This window comes from Pseudomonas sp. LBUM920 (genome assembly GCF_003852315.1).
Classification (GTDB): Bacteria; Pseudomonadota; Gammaproteobacteria; order Pseudomonadales; family Pseudomonadaceae; genus Aquipseudomonas.
Map to the genome: position 1 here is coordinate 2,078,509 of NZ_CP027762.1, position 19,948 is coordinate 2,098,456.

At 61.0% G+C, this 19,948-nt stretch carries 17 protein-coding genes and 2 pseudogenes; 7 read left to right on the plus strand and 12 right to left on the minus strand.

Going from position 1 to position 19,948, the window contains the following annotated elements; all coding sequences use genetic code 11:
• Positions 1 to 72 precede the first annotated feature (72 nt).
• From C4J83_RS09685 to C4J83_RS09720, 8 genes and pseudogenes are all read right to left on the minus strand, one after another.
• On the minus strand, positions 73 to 1,812 hold the full coding sequence (locus tag C4J83_RS09685; protein WP_124416885.1) for a dipeptidase: 1,740 nt from the start codon (positions 1,810 to 1,812) through the stop codon (positions 73 to 75).
• A gap of 490 nt (positions 1,813 to 2,302) precedes the next feature.
• A pseudogene (locus C4J83_RS09690) lies at positions 2,303 to 2,437 on the minus strand (phospholipase D-like domain-containing protein); the annotation flags it as partial.
• A gap of 142 nt (positions 2,438 to 2,579) precedes the next feature.
• Positions 2,580 to 2,714: pseudogene (locus C4J83_RS09695) on the minus strand (phospholipase D-like domain-containing protein); the annotation flags it as partial.
• A gap of 359 nt (positions 2,715 to 3,073) precedes the next feature.
• A complete protein-coding gene (locus tag C4J83_RS09700) occupies positions 3,074 to 4,291 on the minus strand; it encodes a phospholipase D-like domain-containing protein (protein WP_124416886.1) in 1,218 nt (405 codons plus the stop codon).
• 56 nt (positions 4,292 to 4,347) lie between these two features.
• Entirely contained in the window at positions 4,348 to 4,995 is a 648-nt protein-coding gene (locus tag C4J83_RS09705; protein ID WP_106580659.1) for a MotA/TolQ/ExbB proton channel family protein, read from the minus strand.
• 17 nt (positions 4,996 to 5,012) lie between these two features.
• Positions 5,013 to 7,298 (minus strand): TonB-dependent receptor, encoded by a 2,286-nt coding sequence (locus C4J83_RS09710; protein WP_124416887.1) that lies wholly within the window; start codon positions 7,296 to 7,298, stop codon positions 5,013 to 5,015.
• 24 nt (positions 7,299 to 7,322) lie between these two features.
• The gene (locus tag C4J83_RS09715) at positions 7,323 to 8,057 is read right to left on the minus strand and encodes an energy transducer TonB family protein (RefSeq protein ID WP_119735549.1); all 735 of its coding nucleotides are present in this window, start codon (positions 8,055 to 8,057) and stop codon (positions 7,323 to 7,325) included.
• 2 nt (positions 8,058 to 8,059) lie between these two features.
• On the minus strand, positions 8,060 to 8,467 hold the full coding sequence (locus C4J83_RS09720) for an ExbD/TolR family protein (RefSeq protein WP_124416888.1): 408 nt from the start codon (positions 8,465 to 8,467) through the stop codon (positions 8,060 to 8,062).
• Positions 8,468 to 8,657: 190 nt separating this feature from the next.
• Here C4J83_RS09720 and C4J83_RS09725 point away from each other — a divergent pair, with 190 nt between their 5' ends.
• Positions 8,658 to 9,212 (plus strand): GNAT family N-acetyltransferase, encoded by a 555-nt coding sequence (locus C4J83_RS09725; RefSeq protein WP_124416889.1) that lies wholly within the window; start codon positions 8,658 to 8,660, stop codon positions 9,210 to 9,212.
• On the plus strand, positions 9,209 to 10,783 hold the full coding sequence (locus C4J83_RS09730) for an alkaline phosphatase D family protein (RefSeq protein WP_124416890.1): 1,575 nt from the start codon (positions 9,209 to 9,211) through the stop codon (positions 10,781 to 10,783). The genes C4J83_RS09725 and C4J83_RS09730 overlap by 4 nt, the downstream gene beginning before the upstream one ends.
• Positions 10,784 to 10,854: 71 nt before the next feature.
• On the opposite strand, the gene C4J83_RS09735 is transcribed toward C4J83_RS09730, so the two are convergent.
• Entirely contained in the window at positions 10,855 to 11,481 is a 627-nt protein-coding gene (locus C4J83_RS09735; protein WP_106580705.1) for an alanyl-tRNA editing protein, read from the minus strand.
• 89 nt (positions 11,482 to 11,570) lie between these two features.
• On the opposite strand from C4J83_RS09735, the gene C4J83_RS09740 reads away from it, so the two are divergent.
• Positions 11,571 to 12,503, plus strand: coding sequence for a LysR family transcriptional regulator (locus C4J83_RS09740; RefSeq protein WP_106580686.1), 933 nt, complete (start codon positions 11,571 to 11,573; stop codon positions 12,501 to 12,503).
• 132 nt (positions 12,504 to 12,635) lie between these two features.
• Here C4J83_RS09740 and C4J83_RS09745 read toward each other — a convergent pair whose 3' ends face one another.
• Both C4J83_RS09745 and C4J83_RS09750 read right to left on the minus strand, forming a co-directional pair.
• The gene (locus tag C4J83_RS09745) at positions 12,636 to 13,043 is read right to left on the minus strand and encodes a PA2817 family protein (RefSeq protein WP_010567536.1); all 408 of its coding nucleotides are present in this window, start codon (positions 13,041 to 13,043) and stop codon (positions 12,636 to 12,638) included.
• A gap of 75 nt (positions 13,044 to 13,118) precedes the next feature.
• Positions 13,119 to 15,566, minus strand: coding sequence for an acyl-CoA dehydrogenase (locus C4J83_RS09750; RefSeq protein ID WP_124416891.1), 2,448 nt, complete (start codon positions 15,564 to 15,566; stop codon positions 13,119 to 13,121).
• A gap of 191 nt (positions 15,567 to 15,757) precedes the next feature.
• On the opposite strand from C4J83_RS09750, the gene C4J83_RS09755 reads away from it, so the two are divergent.
• From C4J83_RS09755 to C4J83_RS09770, 4 genes are all read left to right on the plus strand, one after another.
• Positions 15,758 to 16,417 (plus strand): transglutaminase-like domain-containing protein, encoded by a 660-nt coding sequence (locus C4J83_RS09755; protein ID WP_119735554.1) that lies wholly within the window; start codon positions 15,758 to 15,760, stop codon positions 16,415 to 16,417.
• A 56-nt stretch (positions 16,418 to 16,473) separates the two neighbouring features.
• A complete protein-coding gene (locus tag C4J83_RS09760; protein ID WP_106580689.1) occupies positions 16,474 to 17,091 on the plus strand; it encodes a glutathione S-transferase family protein in 618 nt (205 codons plus the stop codon).
• Positions 17,092 to 17,225: 134 nt separating this feature from the next.
• Positions 17,226 to 18,158, plus strand: a complete 933-nt coding sequence (locus tag C4J83_RS09765) for an ABC transporter ATP-binding protein (RefSeq protein ID WP_106580690.1) — start codon at positions 17,226 to 17,228, stop codon at positions 18,156 to 18,158.
• Positions 18,155 to 18,934 carry an ABC transporter permease gene (locus C4J83_RS09770; protein ID WP_106580691.1) on the plus strand — a complete coding sequence of 260 codons (780 nt, stop codon included), beginning with the start codon at positions 18,155 to 18,157 and terminating at the stop codon, positions 18,932 to 18,934. Before C4J83_RS09765 ends, C4J83_RS09770 begins: the two co-directional genes overlap by 4 nt.
• Positions 18,935 to 19,321: 387 nt before the next feature.
• On the opposite strand, the gene C4J83_RS09775 is transcribed toward C4J83_RS09770, so the two are convergent.
• Positions 19,322 to 19,867, minus strand: coding sequence for a TetR/AcrR family transcriptional regulator (locus C4J83_RS09775; RefSeq protein WP_106580692.1), 546 nt, complete (start codon positions 19,865 to 19,867; stop codon positions 19,322 to 19,324).
• Positions 19,868 to 19,948: the final 81 nt, after the last annotated feature.

Below are 19,948 nucleotides of genomic sequence, written 5' to 3' on the forward strand. Positions count from 1 at the left end.
GCCGCAAGCCAGGCCTGTTTAACCACAACGCCGATCAATCTTGATCGGCGTTGTGGTGTTTACCTTGGCTTATCAGAGCTTCGGCAGTTGCCCCACACGGCCCATCATTTCCGTGACGATCTGCAGGTCCAGCAAGAACTGCTCGACGGTCTTGAACTCACCGTCGGTGTGCCCGGTGTACTTCACGTCCGGCTTCGCCAGGCCGAATTGCACGCCATTGGGCAGATCATGCACGGAGGTCGCGCCGGCCGAGGTGCCGAACGTGTGCTCCATGCCGAGGTTTTCGCTGGCCACGGACAGCAGGGCTTTGACCCACTCACCTTCAGGGTTGCGGTACATCGGCTCGGCCACCGAGTAGGTGACGTTCATCGCCACTTTGGTGCGCGTGTCCCAGGCGCTGATTTTCTCTTCGATTTCAGTTTTGAGCACCTCCGGCGATTTGCCTTTGGGGATGCGCAGGTTCACCGCCAGCTTGAAGGCTTTGTCATCCTGGCCGACAAACGTCAGCGAGGTGGTCAGTGGTCCCATGAACGCATCGGAGAAGCCCACACCCAACTTGCCGCCCAGGTAATCCAGGCCCCAGTTGTCAGCTGCATAGTGTGCAGCGTCGGTGATGTGGTTGTGCTTCAGCGCGATTTTGCCGTCAATGCTGTGGATCAGTTCCAGCATGCGTGCGACCGGGTTGACGCCCGCTTCCGGCTCGGAGGAGTGAGCCGACACACCGGTGAGCGTCAACTTGACCTCTTTGCCGACCACCTTGGCCGTTACGTCGAAATTGCCACCGTTTTGCTTGACGTAGTCAGCGCCGGCTTTCTGCAGGCTGGCGGCCAGTTCAGCAGGCTTGTCGCTGAGCAGGGTGGCGACCGAGACCGACGGAATCTGGTTGGTGGCCATGCCGCCGGTCATCGAGATAATTTCCGCGCCTTTGCCAGTGCCTTTGCGCACCGGGAAGCTCGCCATGACGGTGCCGTAGCCTTTCTCGGCAATCACGACCGGGTAGCCGCCATCCAGCGCCAGGTTGTATTGCGGCACCGGGTTGTGTTCGAAGTAATAGGGGATCGCGTCGCCCATGGTTTCTTCAGTGGTGTCCACCAACAGTTTGAAGTTGCGCGCCAGCGGCAGCTTCTCTTCCTTGATCACCTTCATGGCATACAGGGCTACCACGATGCCGTTTTTGTCATCCTCGGTGCCGCGGCCATACATGCGATCGCCAATCAGCGTGACCTTGAACGGGTCGAGCTTGGTGCCGTCCTTGAGCACCCAGTTTTCCGGCGTCACCGGCACCACGTCGGCGTGCGCGTGAATGCCGACGACTTCATCGCCGCTGCCTTCCAGCGAAATTTCGTAAACGCGGTTGTCGATGTTGCGGAAGTTCAGGTTGAAGGCTTTGGCCAGGCTCTGGATCTTGTCGGCGATCTTGAGGAATTCCGGGTTCTTGTACTGCGGCAGGCCGTCGACGTTGAAGGTCGGAATTTCCACCAGCTCGCGCAGGGTTTCGAGCGCGGCTTTGCCGTATTTAACGCGGGTGTAAATACCCAGCAGGCGGTTGATTTCGTTCTGCTGGTCGGCGGTCAGGGTTTTGTTGTCCAGGAAGGCGTCGATGGCCGGGCCGACGTCATCGGTTTTCGCCAGGTCGCTCTTGGCCAGAGTGCCGAGGAAACCACGGAAATCGCTGGCTGGGGTTTCGCTGAAATGTTTGATAATGGTCGCGCTTTGTTCGGCGCTGATGTTGGCGAAGGCGGGGGTGGCAATGGCCGAAAAGCTGGCCGCGAACAGGGTGGCAGCCACCAGTTTTTTCAGTGGAAAATGCATGACTAGAGGCATTCCTTTGCAAAAGAGGAGTGGGAAAATTTCTGATCGAAATGTCAGAAACAATTTCACACACTACCATCACGAAGGAGTGGTAGGGGAGACCCGGATGAGGGAAATGTCCTACCTCGGTATTTGAGCCACCAAGCATCAACTGTGGGAGCGGGCTTGCCCGCGAAGGCGGTGTGTCAGTCAGCGCCTAGGTTGGCTGACACTCCGCTATCGCGGGCAAGCCCGCTCCCACATTGTTTTTTTGCGTAGGAAGAACCGAGTTCAGCTCACGGCTTGCCAGGATGCGGGTCCGGGACTGCGCCGCTACATCCAGCGCTCTGGCATATGGCCCATTCCACATGAGCCACCAAGCATCAACTGTGGGAGCGGGCTTGCCCGCGAAGGCGGTGTGTCAGTCAGCGCCTAGGTTGGCTGACACTCCGCTATCGCGGGCAAGCCCGCTCCCACATTGTTTTTTTGCGTAGGAAGAACCGAGTTCAGCTCACGGCTTGCCAGGGTGCGGGTTCGGGTACTGCGCCGCTACATCCAGCGCTTTGGCATACGGCCCATCCCACAATTGCGCGTGCAGCTCGCCCACCCGCTTGGCCATCGCCGCGTCATGCATCACCACTTCCAATGTGAGCCACCAAGCATCAACTGTGGGAGCGGGCTTGCCCGCGAAGGCGGTGTGTCAGTCAGCGCCTACATTGGCTGACACTCCGCTATCGCGGGCAAGCCCGCTCCCACTTTTTTTTTGCGTAGGAAGAACCGAGTTCAGCTCACGGCTTGCCAGGATGCGGGTCCGGGTACTGCGCCGCTACATCCAGCGCTTTGGCATAGGGTCCCTCCCACAATTGCGCATGCAGCTCGCCCACCCGCTTGGCCATCGCCGCGTCATGCCTCACCACTTCCATTTGAGCCACCAAGCATCAACGGTGGGAGCGGGCTTGCCCGCGAAGGCGGTGTGTCAGTCAGCGCCTACGTTAACTGACACTCCGCTATCGCGGGCAAGCCCGCTTCCACTTTGTTTTTTTGCGTAGGAAGAGCCGAGTTCAGCTCACGGCTTGCCAGGATGCGGGTCGGGGTACTGCGCCGCTACATCCAGCGCTTTGGCATACGGCCCATCCCACATGAGCCACCAGGCATCAACGGTGGGAGCGGGCTTGCCCGCGAAGGCGGTGTGTCAGTCAGCGCCTAGGTTGGCTGACACTCCGCTATCGCGGGCAAGCCCGCTCCCACATTGTTTTTTTGCGTAGGAAGAGCCGAGTTCAGCTCACGGCTTGCCAGGATGCGGGTCGGGGTACTGCGCCGCTACATCCAGCGCTTTGGCATATGGCCCATCCCACAATTGCGCATGCAGCTCGCCCACCCGCTTGGCCATCGCCGCGTCATGCATCACCACTTCCAGGTTGCGCGAGTTATCCAGGTACCCGCCCAGCCAGTTGCTGGTGCCGACCCATGCTACTTGCCCGTCAATTTCCATGGTCTTGCTGTGGATCACCCGCGCGTAAGGGATAAACCCCTGCTTGGCCTGCGGCAGCGTGACGATTTTGACCTCTACGTTCGGCAGCACGGCGAGGCTTTTGAGGTAGGGCAGTTCCAGCGAGTCGGTGTTCCAGTTGGACACCATCAGCTTGATCGACACCCCACGCGCGGCGGCGGCGCGCACGGCGTTGTCGATCACCGCGTAGTACGGCCGGGTTCGGTCCGGCCCGTAGGACAGCGGCGCGTAGTCGAGCAGTTGCACGCGCACTTCTTTTCTGGCCTCGCTCAACAGGCGCGGCAGTTCCAGCTGTGAATCGCCTACGCCGGGCGGGTTGTAGCGTTGCGGGCTGGCCACCAGATAGTTGCCGGTGCGTGCCGGCTCCTGGCCCGCAGCCGGCAGCGGCACGGGTTGCTTATCTGCAAGCGCGGCCTGGGCCTGCCAGTCCTGATTGAAGATCGCCTGCACCTGGCTGACCACGGTGGCATCGCTGATGCGCAAACCGGTCTCGTGGATATGTTCCAGCGAACGCCAATCGAAGTTCTGGCTGCCGACAAACGCCTGCTTGCCGTCCACCACCATGTACTTGGCGTGGATAATCCCGCCGCTCAACTGCCCATAGGCCAGCACACGGAAGGTCAGGTTGGGAATCGCGCGCAGGCGTTCCAGGGTAGAAGCCTCCGACAGCCGAATGCCTTTTTCCTCAAGCAAAAAGCGAATCTTCACACCACGTTTGCCGGCAGCTTCCAGATGCTCAATCACCGTGTCCATCACCGAGCCAGGATGGTCGGCCGCGTAGAACTGGCCGATATCAATGCTGTTTTTTGCGCCATCAAACAAGGCGATCCACACCGGCCCCGGCTGGCGCAAATCGGCCGTGCCCAGCGCGGCGTCCACTGGCACGGTGTGCACCAGTTCAAAGCCTGGAATTGAAAAGTCCGCCTGGGCCAGCGGACTGAGGAGCAAGCCGGTGAGGCCGGCAATACGCAACTTCATCGAAAGGGACATAGGCGTCTCATCGGGCAAAAAAACGGCGGGCGCAGGTTGCGCCCGCCGTGGGAGGGTCACGCCGTGCGGCTGTGCAACGGCGTCGGCACCAGGTGCGGCACTTCACTCTGCACGCGGGCACCGGTGGCAGCACGAATCAGCAGGATTTTCAGCTGGTCGTTGATGCGCTCCAGGCTGTCCTGGAAGAAGTTGTGGAACACCACGCAGAACAGCGCGATGGCGATGCCCAACCCGGTGGCGAACAACGCCGTCCCGATGCCACCGGAGATCTGGCCTGGGTCGGACACGCCGGCACTGGCCAGCGCCTTGAAGGTGTCGATGATGCCCAGGATGGTGCCCAGCAGGCCGAGCAGCGGCGCGGCGGTGGTGATGGTCTCGATGATCCACAGGCTGCGCGACAGCGGTGCGCGGGTCTTCAGGTACTGAGTTTCGATTTCGTCGTCCAGGTCCTTGCGCGAACCCTGAGAAGCCTTTTGCGCCAGCACCGGCAGCACCATGTTCAGTGGCAGGCTGTCGCGACGGGTCAGGCCTTGCGGCAAGTCGCGCTCGCTGTGCACGTTGGCGCCCAGCACCTCGGTCAAGGCCCGCGCCTGGCGACGCACGTAGGCGAAGTAAATGCCGCGTTCGATGGTGATGAAAATCGCAATCGCCATGGCGGCGTACATCACATAAAAGGTGATGTCGTGAAGCAGGTTCATGTCCATGATCTATAGCCTCGCAGTTAGAAATTCGCTTCCAGAGAAACAGTGACGGTACGGTCCAGGCCAACGATGTAGGCCGGGTCGCCATCGCGGAAACCGCTGTAGCTCGCCGCGTTGGTTTTGGTGGTGTACACGCCGTCCAGGTACTTCTTGTCGAACAGGTTGTCGACGTTCAGGCGCAGGGTCGCGTCCTTGACGACTTTTTTATCCACGGGCAGGTAAATACCGGCGCCGAGGTTGAAAATGGTGCGCGCAGAGATGGCTTCGTCGTTGGTCAGGTCGCCATAAAGCTTGCTGGTGAACTTGCCGCCGAAGGTGCCGTAGAAACGCCCGTCGTCGTAGCCGACGTTGGCCGCCAGCATGTTGGTCGGTACGTTGGCGAACTGCTTGCCACTGGTGGGCAGCACGATGGGTTTGCCGGCGCTGAAGACGGTCAGGTCGTCCTGCTGCTTGGAGCTGGTGTAGGTGTAGGAGGTGTAGTAATTGAAGTTGTGGGGCAGCTTGCCGCTCCACTCCAGTTCCAGGCCTTTGTTGATCACGGTGCCGGCGTTGATGTCGGCCGAATCCCCGTTGCTGTCCAGGGACGTGAGCTGGCGGTTCTTGAACTGCATGTAGAACAAGGTGGCGGCGAGGGTCATGTCTTCGCCGGTGTAGCGCCAGCCCAGTTCCTGGTTCCAGCTCAGTTCCGGTTTGGAGTCCAGCGAGCCGACGCCTTTGTCGTACAGCACGTAGTTCTGCGGAATTCGCATGTTGCGCGACAGGCTGTAGAACAGTTGGTCACGCTCGTCGAGCTGGTACTTCAGGCCGGCATTGGGCAGCAATTTGTTGTAGGTCTGGTCGGCTTTGCCTGGTTGCTCGGTGAGGCTGCCGTGGTTGGTGCCTTCACGCTCGACATTCATGTAGGCAAGGCCGGCGATCAGGGTCCAGTCCGAATTGATGTACCAGGTGTCCTGGGCCCAGACTTTTTGCGCAGGCGTCACGGTGTAGCGGTCGCGGCCTTGTACGGTGTTGCCGTTGGCATCGACCACCGAGTCGCCATCCGGCCAGGTGTCGCTGGGCTTGCCGCTGTTTTTGAGGGCAATGAACGGCTGGGTCTGGCTTTGGCGCGCGCGTTCGTACCAGTAGCCGAACTGCAGGCTGTGGTCGCTCAGGTCCCAGTTGAGTTTGGTGGTGATGCCCGGGCGCCAGGTCTGTGTGCGCGAAGGGCGGTAGTAAACGCCCGTGGTGGACGAACCGTCGGCGTTGTACTGGGCCGCCGTCGGCAGGTTGCCGAGGTCGAAAACGCCGCCCTTGTTCGAGCCGCTGTTGAGCGCATAGGCAGAGGAGCCCACGCCGCTGCCGTTGCCGTAGTAGTAATACGGGATCACCGACAGCGCCAGGTTGTCGCTCAGCTTGTACTGGGTGTTGAGCACGGCGGTAAAGGTCTGGAACGGGTTCTGCGCGAGGTCGTAGTAGCTGCTGATCTTGCCATTGGCGCCCAGCGCCGGCTTGGCCGGGTAGGGGTCATACTTGCGGCCGAACTGCTGGAACTGCGCCTTAGTCAGCTGGCTGTAACTGTTGTTGTCCTGCTCGTGGTACTTGAGGATCAGGTTGGCGGTGTTGCCGTTGCCAGCGTCGAAAAAGCTGTTCCACTCCACCTTGTCCGCCCGCACGGCCCCCGAGCCACGCCACATCTGGCCTTCGGTGTGGGACGCCGACAACCAGTTGCTCAGGCCGTTGACCTCACCGGTGTTGAGGCGCGCAAAGGTCTTGCGCGTGGCGTTGCTGCCGACCACTTGTTTAACGAAGGCCCCGGTTTCCTTGGTCGGGCGAATGGTCACGATGCCGATGTTGCCGCCGCTGGAACCGATATGCGGGCCATCCGCTTCCGACGAACCCTGGGTGACAAAAATCTGCTCGATGTTTTCCGGGTCGCCCAACAGGTTGGAATACAGCGCGTAGTTGCCGGAGTCGTTGATCGGCATGCCGTCGACCGACATACCGACCTGGTCGGAGTTCATGCCGCGCATGGTGAAGCGAAAGCCCGACAGGCCGGTATTGTCCTCGCTGGAAATGTTCAGGCCCGGCGTGTACTTGAGCTTGTCGATGGCGTTGCCGGTGGCGGTTTGCTTGTCCAACGCTTCCTTGGTGACGGTCGAGCGGCCCTTGGCGCTCTCTTCCTGGACCATGTAACCGCCCCCCGCGGTTGCCTTGCCCCCCTGTACCCCAATAGTCCCGACGTCACTGTCACTGGTATCTGCCATGACCACTCCGTGGCTCATGCTAGTCGCGGCAACGAGTGCCAGATGAATACGGGTGAACCTCATCACTGTCGTCCTGGTGTCGGGTGCTTATTGCACGCTGTAGTTGAAGGTGGCGGTGAAGCGTTGCTCGTTACGTCCACCGAAGGCTTGTTCGGGGAACGGCTTGACCTGCTTGATGCGACGCAGGCTATTGGTGGCGGCCCGATTGAGCAGCATGCTCGGCGCAGGGGTCTGGATCCCGGCATCGAGCACGCGACCTTGTCGGTCCACCATCAACCAGACCACCACCTCGCCACTGGGGCGTTCGAGAGATGCCTGGCGGCCGGTGGGGTATTGCTTGTACGTATCCAGTTCGTTGCGCAGGCCTTTGAGGTAGCCGCCTTCCAGTGCCTGGCCATCGACTTTGGGCGGCGCCGGCGGGGCGGGTGGCGCAGGTGTCGGCGCTACGGCGGCCTGTACCGGCTTGGCGGCAACCGGCGCCACTGGCGCTGGCGTTGGGGTCGGTTTGGCGGCGACCACCGGCTTGGGCTTGGGCACCGGCTTGGGTTTGGGTTCAGGTTTTGGCAATGGTTTGGGCGGTGGCGGCGGCGGGGCCGGTTCGGCCTCTTCATCCTCGATCACCGGCGGCGGTGGCTCCTGCTCCACCACGGGCTCGGGCACCACTTCTGGCTCGGGCTCGACCAGGGCAAGTTCAACCGCCGACTCGTCATACTGCGGCTGGATTTTCAGGGGTTGGGACTGGATACCCAGTGCAATCAGCACCAGGGCGATCAGGGCCGGGACACTGCCCAGCAGCCGACGCGCACGAAACAGGGCATACATGATCAGGACTTACGCGTGGCGATGGACACGGAGGTAAAGCCACCCAGGCGCAGGGTGTCCATGACTTCCACCAGGCGCGCAACTTCCACGCCTTTGTCGCTGTTGACGATGATGGTCGAATTGGTATCCGGCTTTTCAGCGGCCTTCAGCGCAGGGACCAGGGCGTCGACCGTGAGGTCCTTGCCATCGAGTTGCAGCTGGCCTTGCAGGCCCAGCGTGAGGATGAATTTGTTCTGCGGCTTGAGTTGCTGCGCGCTGCTGGCGCTGGGCAGTTGAGTCTTCATGCCGAGTGCCGGAATCACGTTCAAACTCACCAGTACGAAAAACACCAGGAGGAACATCATCACGTCGATCATCGGGATCAGCTCGATGTGTGCCTTGCGTTTCTTGGGTTCATCCCAGGTTCTCATTCTGTTGCCCCGTCATTGAATTAGGGGCGACACGCTAACAACCAAAAATGACCGAATGGTTAACTTTAATTGACGTTTTGAAGGCTCTAGGACGCGTCTTGCAGGGGATTTGCCTTGCAGTTTTATGACGTAATGCAATTGACATGAAGGCCATACATTCTTGAAGAATTTATCTCCAGAGCCTGCTCGTATGCCCACTGCATTGCCGCATTTACCCACCTCGCGACTACTATTGCGCGCGCTGCAAATGGACCAGGCCGAGGTGCTTTACAGACTCGCCAATGGGCCGAAAATTGCTGACAACACGGCCAATATTCCGTCGCCCTATACCTTGCAGACCGCCCAGGACTTTATTGCCGGGATCGCCGAAAAATACCGTGCGGGTGAGGTGCTGAACCTGGGGATGCATGTGCGAGCAACCGGCGAGCTGATCGGCATGGTCAGCCTGCGTCTGAATGCCCGTCATCACGCCGGGCATTTGGGTGGCTGGGTGGCGGCGCACGCTCGCAACCAGGGGTATGCGGCGGAAGCGGCGAGTGCGGTGATGGACTTCGGGTTTGCCACGCTGGGGCTGCAGCGTGTCGGTAGCCAGTGTTTTGGTCGCAACAAGGAGTCGGCGCGGGTCATGCAGAAAATTGGCCTGCACTATGAAGGCTGCCTGCGCGAAGCGTTTTTCAAGAACGGTGTGTACGAGGATTTGCTGACATTCGCCAGCGTGCGCAGCGACTGGGAGCGAGCGTTGTGAGTGGCGCAGTGGATCATGATCGGCGCCGGCTGCTCGCCGGGCTGGCGGTTGCCACCGCGTTTTCGATCCTCAGCCCGTTTGCGCGCAGCGCCGGTGTGGATTACCCGTTCACCCTCGGCGTGGCCTCCGGCGACCCGTTGCCGGATGGCTTTGTGATCTGGACGCGCTTGGCGCCGCTGTTCGATGCTGCGGACGGGCGCGGCGGGTTGAGCCGCGCCGTGCCGGTGCGTTGGCGCGTGGCCAAGGATGCGGCGATGACGCGTATCGTCAAGCAAGGCGAGGTGATGGCAACGCAGCATTTTGCTCACTCGGTGCATGTCGAGGTGGCGGGGCTGGAGGCTGGCAGGCCTTACTGGTACCAATTCGACGGCCTCGGCGCACAGAGCCCGGTGGGCCAGGCACGTACCGCGCCGCCGCTGCACGCGATGGCGGCGGCCACCGTGGGGTTTGTCTCCTGCTCGCACTGGGAGCGCGGTTATTTCAGTGCCTATCGCCACCTGGCGGCGGAGCAACCCGACTTGGTGTTTTTCCTCGGCGACTACATCTACGACAGCTCGTACGCAGCGGACTCAGGCAAGATCATCCGCCCGCACGGCAGCGGCAATGCCGTGAGCCTGAGTGATTACCGCAACCGCTACGCGCTGTATAAAACCGACCCGGACCTGCAGGCTTTGCACGCGGCAGCACCCAGCGTGGCCACGTGGGACGACCATGAGGTGCAGAATGACTACGCCAACCGCTGGTCCCAGGACCCGAAGATTCCGGTTGAGCAGTTTTTAAGGCAACGGGCAGTGGCGTACCAGGCGTTTTACGAACATATGCCACTGCGTGTCAGCAGTGTGCCGAAAGGGCCGGATATGCGTATTTACCGGCGCCTCGATTATGGCCGGCTGGCGCGTTTTCATGTGCTTGATGGCCGCCAATACCGCTCCGAGCAGCCGTGTATTCAGGCTAACGGCAGTCACCAGGGGCATATCGCCGCCAACACCTGCAAGGACCTGCGCGACCCCGGCCGCACGATGCTTGGCTGGCAACAGGAAGCCTGGCTCGACCAGGGTTTTGCCCAGTCGAAAGCGCAGTGGAATGTGATCGCCCAGGACTTGCTGGTGGCGCCGCTGATCCAGCGTGACCTGGCCAGCCATCAGGTCGGGCATTGGACGGATGGCTGGGACGGCTACATGGCCAACCGTACTCGGATGCTGGCGTCCATCACGCACAATCAGGTCAAGAACCCGGTGTTCTGGGGCGGTGATATCCATTCGTTCTGGACCACCGACCTGCATGCCGATGGCAACAACCCGGACTCTCCCATCGTCGCAACCGAATTTGTCGGCAGCTCGGTGACCTCCGACGGCCCGCCCTTTGACGCCTTCAGTCAGATCTTGCCGCTCAATCCGCACGTGAAGTTCTTCGACAGTCGCCAGCGTGGGTACGTGTCGGTGAAGCTTGAGGCGTCAAAGATGCTGACGAACTTCCGGGTGATCACTGACCCACGTGACCCGGCGGCGACGGTGTCGACGCTCAAGTCGTTTGTGGTGGAGCCGGGGAGGGCGGGGGCGATTGCGGTTTGATGCACAGTGGGGTGTGTGCAGGTTGGGGTATGGCGAGCGGGCTCGCCACAGGAGGCCCTGTCGCTGGGGTTTTAGTCGAGGCTGTAACGCACCGACAGCGCGCCCTTTTTCTCCGACAAGGCCAGGATGGTCACCTGGCCCAGCTCGCTCAACGCTTGCACGTGCGTGCCGCCACAGGCGTAGGCCGGCAATGCGCCGAAACCCACTTCGCGGGTGCCGTCTTCCAGTCTCATGTGGCGCGGGTAGTCGGCGGCGATCCATTGGTCGATTCGGGTTTGAAACGCCTCGGCGTCCACGGCTTGCGCCGCTTGCCCGCGGATAAAGGTGATTTTGCATTCGCCCGGCCAGTGATGGGCTTTGATCGGCATCCAGCCCAAGCTTTCCCCGGCATTGCCAATCAGATGCCCGGCCGAATGCAGGCGCGTGTACAGGGCGCGGCGCTGTTCATCGACCCGTGCGGTGATCGGGCCGGGCGCCACGGGGCGGTCAACATAGTGCACGACGCGATCGGCCTCCTGGGTGACGCGCACCACCTGGCTGTCGCCGAGCCAGCCGGTGTCGAACGGTTGCCCGCCGCCCTGCGGGTGGAAGAGGGTTGACTGCAGCGTGACGGCAAACTGGTCCTCGTGCGGCGTACAGGTCAGCACTTCAAGCTCGGCGGTCAGGTGGTCATGGGTAAAAAACAGGCGCTCGGTCATCATCTACATCCGCATCAGGGTTCTACGGGCAGTATAAATAGTGCGTAGATGGGTGATAATCCGTTCAATTATCAATGGACCTGTGCGTCATGAGCATCAATCTTCCTTTGCCCCTACTGGGTGAAATGGCGATTTTCGTCAAAGTCGTGGAAACCGGCAGCTTCTCTGAAGCCGCGCGGCAACTGAGCGTTTCACCCTCGGCGGTGAGCCGCAGTATTTCGCGTCTCGAACAGGCCCTGGCCACGCGGTTGCTGCAACGCACTACGCGCAAACTGCGCCTGAGCGAGGGGGGCGAAGAGGTGTTCAAGCGTTGCCAGGAAATGGTTAACGCGGCGCGTTCGGTGATGGAAATCAGCGGCCAGTTTACCCATGAAGCCGAAGGGCTGGTGCGGGTCAGCGTGCCCAAGGCGGTCGGGCGATTCGTGGTGCATCCGCACATGCCGGAGTTCTTGCGCCGCTATCCCAAAGTCGATGTGCAGCTGATTCTTGAAGACCGCCACGTGGACTTGATCGATGACAATGTCGACCTGAGTATCCGCATCACCGACAGCCCACCGCCTGGGTTGGTCGGCCGACAATTGTTGCCCATTGAGCATTTGCTGTGCGCGACGCCGCAGTACCTGGCCGAGCACGGCACACCGGGCCATCCGCATGATTTACTCGAGCACAGCTGCATTTACCTGGGTGAAACCCCAGGCGATTCGCGCTGGAAATTCCGCCAGGGCGCCAAGGCGGTGACGGTCGGCGTGCGCGGGCGGTATGCGGCGAATCACACCGGGGTCCGGCTGGATGCGGTGTTGCAGCATGTGGGCATTGGCAGCTTGCCGTACTTCACTGCGCGGCATGCGTTGGAGGAGGGGCGTTTGGTGCAGGTGTTGCCGGCGTGGGATTTTATTGCCTCTTATCATGGCGAGGCGTGGTTGCTGCATTCGCCGACGCGGTATCTGCCGCCGAAGTTGCGGGTGTTTATTGATTATCTGGTCGCGTGTATGGCACGCGAACCGACACTGCGTCGAAGGTAGGCAACGCGTTAGAAAGGTGGGAGCGGGCTTGCCCGCGATGGCGGCGTGTCAGTCAACGTTTTCAGCGACTGATCCGTAGCCTTCGCGAGCAAGCCCGCTCCCACATTCAGAGGGGCAGCGGTCTGAAAAAAATCAGTGCTTGCTCTGGTCTTGCGGCATGGCCAGCAGCTGCTTTTCCTGGTTCCAGTCGAACGGTTCGTCGTTCTGTTCGGCCTCGAAGCGCCGCTCTTCCAGGGCCTGGTACAGGTCCAGTTCTTCATCCGGCATGAAATGCAGGCAATCACCGCCAAAAAACCACAGCAGGTCGCGCGGCACCAGGTGGGCGATCTGCGGGTAGCGCAGGATGACTTGGCTCATCAGGTCCTGGCCCAGGTACTGGCTCTCGATCGGGTCGATCGGCAGCAGGGCGCGCAATTCGTCGAAGCGCTCCAGAAACAGGGTGTGGCTTTCCTCGGGCACCTGTTCGGCTTCGCCGACGGCAACCAGGATGCTGCGCAAGTGGTCGAGCAAGACGAGATGATCGGCAACGACGTTGGACACGAGATAAGTCCTCTAAAGCAAAAACGGGCGCGAGAGTATATAGCTCAAGCGCCCGTTTTTATATGACCGCTGGTATCAGCGGACTTTACCCTCAGCCTGGGTCAGCTCTTCCTTGCTGAAATCGTCCACGTCGATCACCTTGCGCCGTGCAGCTTCGGCGTCGCGCAGGGTTTGCGCTTCGCCCGGTTGCAGCACGCCGGCCTGCAGGGCGGCGTCGATGACGTGTTCGCCAGCGGTGGGTTTGACCTGACCGCTTTTGAGCGCCGCGTGGAGTTTTTTCTGCAGCGGATGGCTGGCACCGAGCAGGTCGTAAGCGTGTTGCAGGGCGCCGACCGGGTCTTCTGCCGATTGCGGGCGGTAGCAGCCCGCCAGCAGCTCTTCGAGGGTCGGGTCGCCTTTGGCACGCCCAATCACCGCGGCCACCTCGGCGTCCAGTGCATCGGACGGTCCGGTGTGGCGGCGCCCGAACGGGAACACAATGACCCGCAGCAGGCAACCGAGCAGCCGGTTCGGGAAGTTGCTCAGCAGCTCATCCAGCGCACGCTCCGACTCGCCAAGGCTTTCCTCCATGGCCCAGGCGAACAGCGGTTCCAGATGGTCCGGCGAATCCAGGTCGTGGTAACGCTTGAGCGCCGCCGACGCCAGGTACATATGGCTCAACACATCGCCCAGGCGTGCCGACAGGCGTTCGCGACGTTTCAACTCGCCGCCCAGCAGCATCATGCTCAAGTCAGCGAGCAGGGCGAACGCGGCAGCCTGGCGGTTCAGTGCGCGGAAGTAACCCTGGCTCAGGCGGTTGCCCGGCGCTTTTTCGAAGTGACCTACGCCCAGGTTCAGCACCAGCGTACTGGCGGCGTTGCTCACGGCAAAGCCGATGTGTTGCATCAGCAGGCCGTCGAATTCCTTTAATGCCTGATCGCGGTCTTCGCGGCCGGCCAGGGCCATTTCCTTGAGAACGAACGGATGGCAGCGAATCGCGCCCTGGCCGAAGATCATCAGGTTGCGCGAAAGAATATTCGCGCCTTCCACGGTGATGAAGATCGGTGCGCCCTGCCAGTTACGGCCCAGGTAGTTGTTGGGGCCCATGATGATGCCCTTGCCGCCGTGCACGTCCATGGCGTGGCTGATGCATTCGCGGCCGCGCTCGGTGAGGTGGTACTTGAGAATGGCCGACAGCACCGAGGGTTTCTCCCCCAGGTCGACTGCATTGGCGGTGAGAATGCGTGCGCTGTCCATCAGCCAGGCGTTGCCGCCAATGCGCGCCAGGGCTTCCTGGATACCTTCGAACGCCGACAGCGGCACGTTGAACTGCTCACGCACCTGGGCGTATTGGCCCGTTACCAGGCTGGTGAACTTGGCCGCGCCGGTGCCGACCGCAGGCAGGGAGATCGAGCGGCCCACCGACAGGCAGTTCATCAGCATCATCCAGCCCTTGCCGAGCATTTCCTGGCCACCGATGAGGAACTCCAGGGGGATGAACACGTCTTTGCCGGAGTTGGGGCCGTTCATGAAAGCAGCGCCCAGCGGCAAGTGACGACGGCCGATTTCCACGCCGGGGGTATCGGTCGGGATCAGCGCCAGGCTGATGCCCAAGTCTTCCTTGTCGCCCAGCAGGTGGTCCGGGTCATGCGCCTTGAATGCCAGCCCCAGCAGGGTCGCGACCGGGCCGAGGGTGATGTAGCGTTTCTCCCAGTTCAGGCGCAGGCCAAGGGTTTCCTTGCCTTCCCATTCACCTTTGCAGATCACGCCGGTGTCGGGCATGGCGCCGGCGTCGGAGCCAGCCAGCGGGCCTGTCAGCGCAAAGCATGGGATGTCATCGCCACGCGCCAGGCGCGGCAGGTAGTGGTTGCGTTGCTCGTCGGTGCCGTAATGCAGCAGCAGCTCGGCCGGGCCGAGGGAGTTGGGCACCATCACGGTGGACGCCAGGTCGCCGCTGCGGGTCGCGAGTTTCATCGCGACCTGGGAGTGGGCATAGGCGGAGAAGCCCTTGCCGCCGTATTCCTTGGGAATGATCAGGGCGAAGAAGCCGTGGGTCTTGATGTGCTCCCAGGCGGCGGGCGGCAGGTCCATGGCCTGGCCGATTTCCCAGTCGCTGACCATCGCGCAGAGTTCTTCGGTGGGGCCGTCGATGAAGGCCTGTTCTTCTTCGGTCAGTTGCGCCTTGGGGTAGGCCAGCAACTTGTCCCAATCAGGGCGGCCGCTGAACAGTTCGCCATCCCACCACACGGTGCCGGCGTCAATCGCGTCGCGCTCGGTCTGGGACATCGGCGGCAGGACTTTCTGGAACCAGCTGAACAGCGGCTTGGTGAAATATTGGCGGCGCAGGTCGGGCAGCAGCAAGGGCAGGGCCACGGCCGCGATCAACACCCAGAAGACCAGCAGCAGCCAACCCGGTGCGTGGCTCCAGGCGCCCATCGCCAGCAGGTAAACGGCGACCACGCCCAGGGCGGGCAGGGGCGCAGTGCGGCGGTGTGCCAGGTAGGCAATGCCGACCACCAGAACCAGTATCCACAACAACAGCATATTCAATCCTCCGTGAAACCAGGGGCGAAACCACCATGGAGCTTAGTCGGCATCCGAAAAAGCGCGGTGATCAGGGTGTAACGAGTTGTACGCGAAGCACCGACCACCAGGCGCCGACATTTGGCCGAATCGTCGTTATCTCTGCGCCAAACCAGTCGTTAGACTCAAGGCTTCCTTCGGAGATAACGCGCATGGATACGTACCTGAGTCCCAGCCGCTTCATCGATAGTGACCACCCTGCGGTGGTGGAGTTCGCCGAAAAACATCGCGGCCCGAGCGCGGATTTACGTGACCAGGCAGTCAGTCTTTATTACGCCGTGCGTGAGGCGATTCGCTACAACCCTTACACCTTCAGCCGCGACCCAGGCACTTTGAGCGCCAGCTTCGCCCTCGCCGCCGGTGAGAGCTACTGCGTGCCCAAGGCCACCCTGCTGGCCGCGTGTGCCCGCCACTGCGGCATCCCGGCACGCATCGGCCTGGCGGATGTGCGCAATCACCTCTCGACACCGCGCCTGATCGCCCTGCTCAAAAGCGATGTGTTCGCCATGCACGGCTACACCGAGTTGTACCTGCGTGGCCGTTGGGTCAAGGCCACGCCGGCGTTCAACCAGCAGCTGTGCGAGGTGTTTGATGTACCGCCGCTGGAATTCGATGGGATCAACGACAGCGTGTTTCATGCCTTCAACCGCCAGGGCCGGCGCTCGATGGAGTACGTGCGGGACCATGGGCAGTTTTCCGACGTGCCGGAGGGTTTTTTCTTCGCGCATATTCAGCAGTGTTACCCGCACCTGTTTGCCGAGGACATGCCGACCCTGCTGGGGGACATGCAGAGCGATTTAAGCCGCGCCTGAACCGGCGTATGCTGCTGCGTTCATCAAGCCATGTTCATCAACGATAAGGCGCGGTCATGCTGAAAATCTGGGGTCGTAAAAATTCATCAAACGTCAGGAAAGCACTGTGGTGCGCCGAGGAACTCGGCCTGGACTATGAAGCAATTGATGCGGGCGGGGCATTTGGTGTGGTCGATACACCGCAATACCGCGCGCTGAACCCCAATGGCCGGGTGCCGATGATCGAAGATGGCGACTTCGTGCTGTGGGAGTCCAACACCATCGTGCGTTATCTCTGCGCCAAGCAGGCGTCGAGCTGGTACCCAAGCGACCTGCAAGCCCGGGCGAATGCCGAAAAGTGGATGGACTGGACCACCTCAACCCTCGCCGAACCGTTCAAGGCGGTGTTCTGGGGCATCCTGCGCACCCCGGCTGAAAAACAGAACTGGGACAGCATCAATGCCGGGCGCCAGGCCTGTATCGACGCATTAGGCACCGTGGATAAAGCCCTGGCAGAGCAACCTTACCTGTCGGGCAACGAAATCGGCATGGGTGATATCCCACTCGGCAGCTTTATCTATGCCTGGTTCGAAATGCCTATCGAACGGCCTTCGATGCCCCATCTAGAGGCCTGGTATCACCGTCTGCAGCAACGGCCGGCATACCGCAAAGCGGTCATGACCGCGTTGACTTAATACCCACTATTAATACGGGTGACTGTACTTGTGCGGCGCAGGCAAGCACCATGCCTGTCATGCGCCGCCGTTGAACTACCTGGGCTGCGCCCTCATCTATTGTTTCTATTCCCTTCTTTGGTGCGTATTCCGATATGAGTTCCGCTCTGTCCATCCGGCAGCTAACCAAAACCTACGGCAACGGTTTCCAGGCCCTGAGTGGTATCGATCTGGATGTTGCCGAAGGTGACTTCTTCGCCTTGCTCGGCCCTAACGGCGCCGGCAAATCCACCACCATCGGTATCCTCTCGACATTGGTCAACAAGACCAGCGGCACGGTGAATATCTTTGGTCATGACCTGGACAAATCCCCGGCGGCGCTCAAGCGTTCCATCGGCGTGGTGCCCCAGGAATTCAACTTCAACCAGTTTGAAAAGACCTTCGACATCGTCGTGACCCAGGCTGGCTACTACGGCATCCCGGCGAAAATCGCCAAGGAGCGCGCCGAGCAGTACCTGACCCAGCTGGGCCTGTGGGACAAGCGCGACGTGCCTTCGCGTTCGCTGTCCGGCGGCATGAAGCGCCGCCTGATGATTGCCCGCGCGCTGGTGCACGAACCGCGCCTGCTGATCCTCGACGAACCCACCGCAGGTGTGGACATTGAGTTGCGTCGCTCGATGTGGACCTTCCTCACCGAGCTGAACGAGAAGGGCATCACCATCATCCTCACCACCCATTACCTGGAAGAGGCTGAGCAGCTGTGCCGCAACATCGGCATCATCGACCACGGCACCATCGTCGAGAACACCAGCATGCGTAACCTGCTGGGCCAGCTGCATGTGGAAACCTTCCTGCTCGACCTGAAAAACAACCTGTCGGTGGCGCCGCAGCTGCTTGGCTACCCAAGCCGACTGGTCGATGGTCATACCCTGGAAGTCCAGGTGGACAAGGCCATGGGCATCACCGCGCTGTTCACCCAATTGGCCGCCCAGAACATCGAAGTGCTGAGCCTGCGTAATAAAACCAATCGCCTTGAGGAGTTGTTCGTGTCCCTGGTGGAGAAAAATCTGGCTAAGGTGGCGGTATGAGTTCCGAACTGCAACCCAACATTGTCGCGCTGCAGACCATCGTCTACCGCGAAGTGAAGCGCTTTACCCGGATCTGGCCGCAGACGCTGCTGCCGCCGGCGATCACCATGGTCCTGTACTTCGTGATCTTCGGTAACCTGATCGGCCGCCAGATCGGCGACATGGGTGGCTTCACCTACATGGAGTACATCGTGCCGGGCCTGATCATGATGTCGGTGATCACCAACTCCTACGGCAACGTGGTCTCCAGCTTTTTCGGCAGCAAGTTCCAGCGTTCCATCGAAGAGTTGATGGTGTCGCCGGTGTCGCCGCACACCATCCTGATCGGCTACACCCTCGGCGGCGTGCTGCGGGGCTTGATGGTGGGGGTGATTGTGACCTTGCTGTCGCTGTTCTTCACTCATCTGCAAGTGCATCACCTGGGCGTCACCATTTTGGTGGTGGTGCTGACGGCGACGATCTTTTCGCTGCTGGGCTTTATCAACGCGGTGTTTGCACGCAATTTCGATGATATTTCGATCATCCCGACCTTCGTGCTGACGCCGCTGACGTACTTGGGCGGGGTGTTCTACTCCATCACCTTGCTGCCGCCGTTTTGGCAGACCGTGTCGCTGGCCAACCCGGTGCTGCACATGGTCAATGCCTTCCGCTACGGCATCCTGGGCGTGTCGGATATCAAGATCAGCGTGGCGATCACCTTCATGCTGGTGGCCACCGTGGTGCTGTATGTCGGCTGCGCGCGGTTGCTGGTGAGCGGGCGCGGGATGCGAACGTAAGCAGTCAGTTGCAATAAAAAAAGGCCTCTTTATGAGGCCTTTTTTATGGCGTGCAGAAAAGCCCTGTGGGCGCTGGCTTGCCTGCGTTCGGCCACTGGGGTTGACGGGGCCTATCAGATCAAAAGCAAGATCAAAAGCAGAGCACGGCGGCCTGGTAGCCGACCTGAGTGGTAGAAGCGAAAGCAGCACAACACCACATCAACCTGATACACAGAGATCCAAATGTGGGAACGGGCTTGCCCGCGAATACGCTGTGTCAGCTACACATGAGCTGACCGACCCACCGCCTTCGCGCGCAAGCCCGCTCCCACAATTTAATCGAGTCAGCGCTCAAGATCAGGGGGCTGTCAGGCTGCCGAGCTCTGCTTTTCTGTAGGCGCTGGGCCCTTAGTCTTTCAGTGCCAGCTCGATCAGTTCATGCAGTTCTTCAACCGGTAGCGGTGCACTGGCAAACAGGCTGCGGTAAACCGTGGGCGCGGCGATCAGGTTGAGCAACCGGTCCAGGCTCGGCAGTGCGTCGTGGGTGCTCTGGTAGCGGTCGAGAATGACCTGCATCTGGCCCATCAGGATGTTGCTGCAGTAGTCCCGGGGATGGCTGCACTGCACGTCGCGCATCATGTTGCGCCCAAGCTCGGAACTCATTTCGTCCAGGTATTGCTCGCCCCACGCACGCAAATCGCCGCGCAGGCTGCCGGTGTTGGCGGGTTCACTGTCTGGGCGCAGGCGTTCCAGCGCCACGTCGGCGAGCAGCGCAGACAAGTCGCCCCAGCGGCGGTAGATGGTCGACGGCGTGACGCCCGCGCGCGCAGCGATCATCGGCACGGTGACGCTGGAACGCTCATGGGCTTCCAGCAGTTCGCGCGCGGCGTTATGCACTGATTCTTGAACCCGGGCACTGCGGCCCCCCGGGCGAAGGCCTTCTTTAATCGCCATGCGTAAAACCTTAACACAAAGAATTTGCTTTAAGCGCTTGCGGGTAGCACACTCTGCAAAAGCAAAATATTAGCTTTAGCG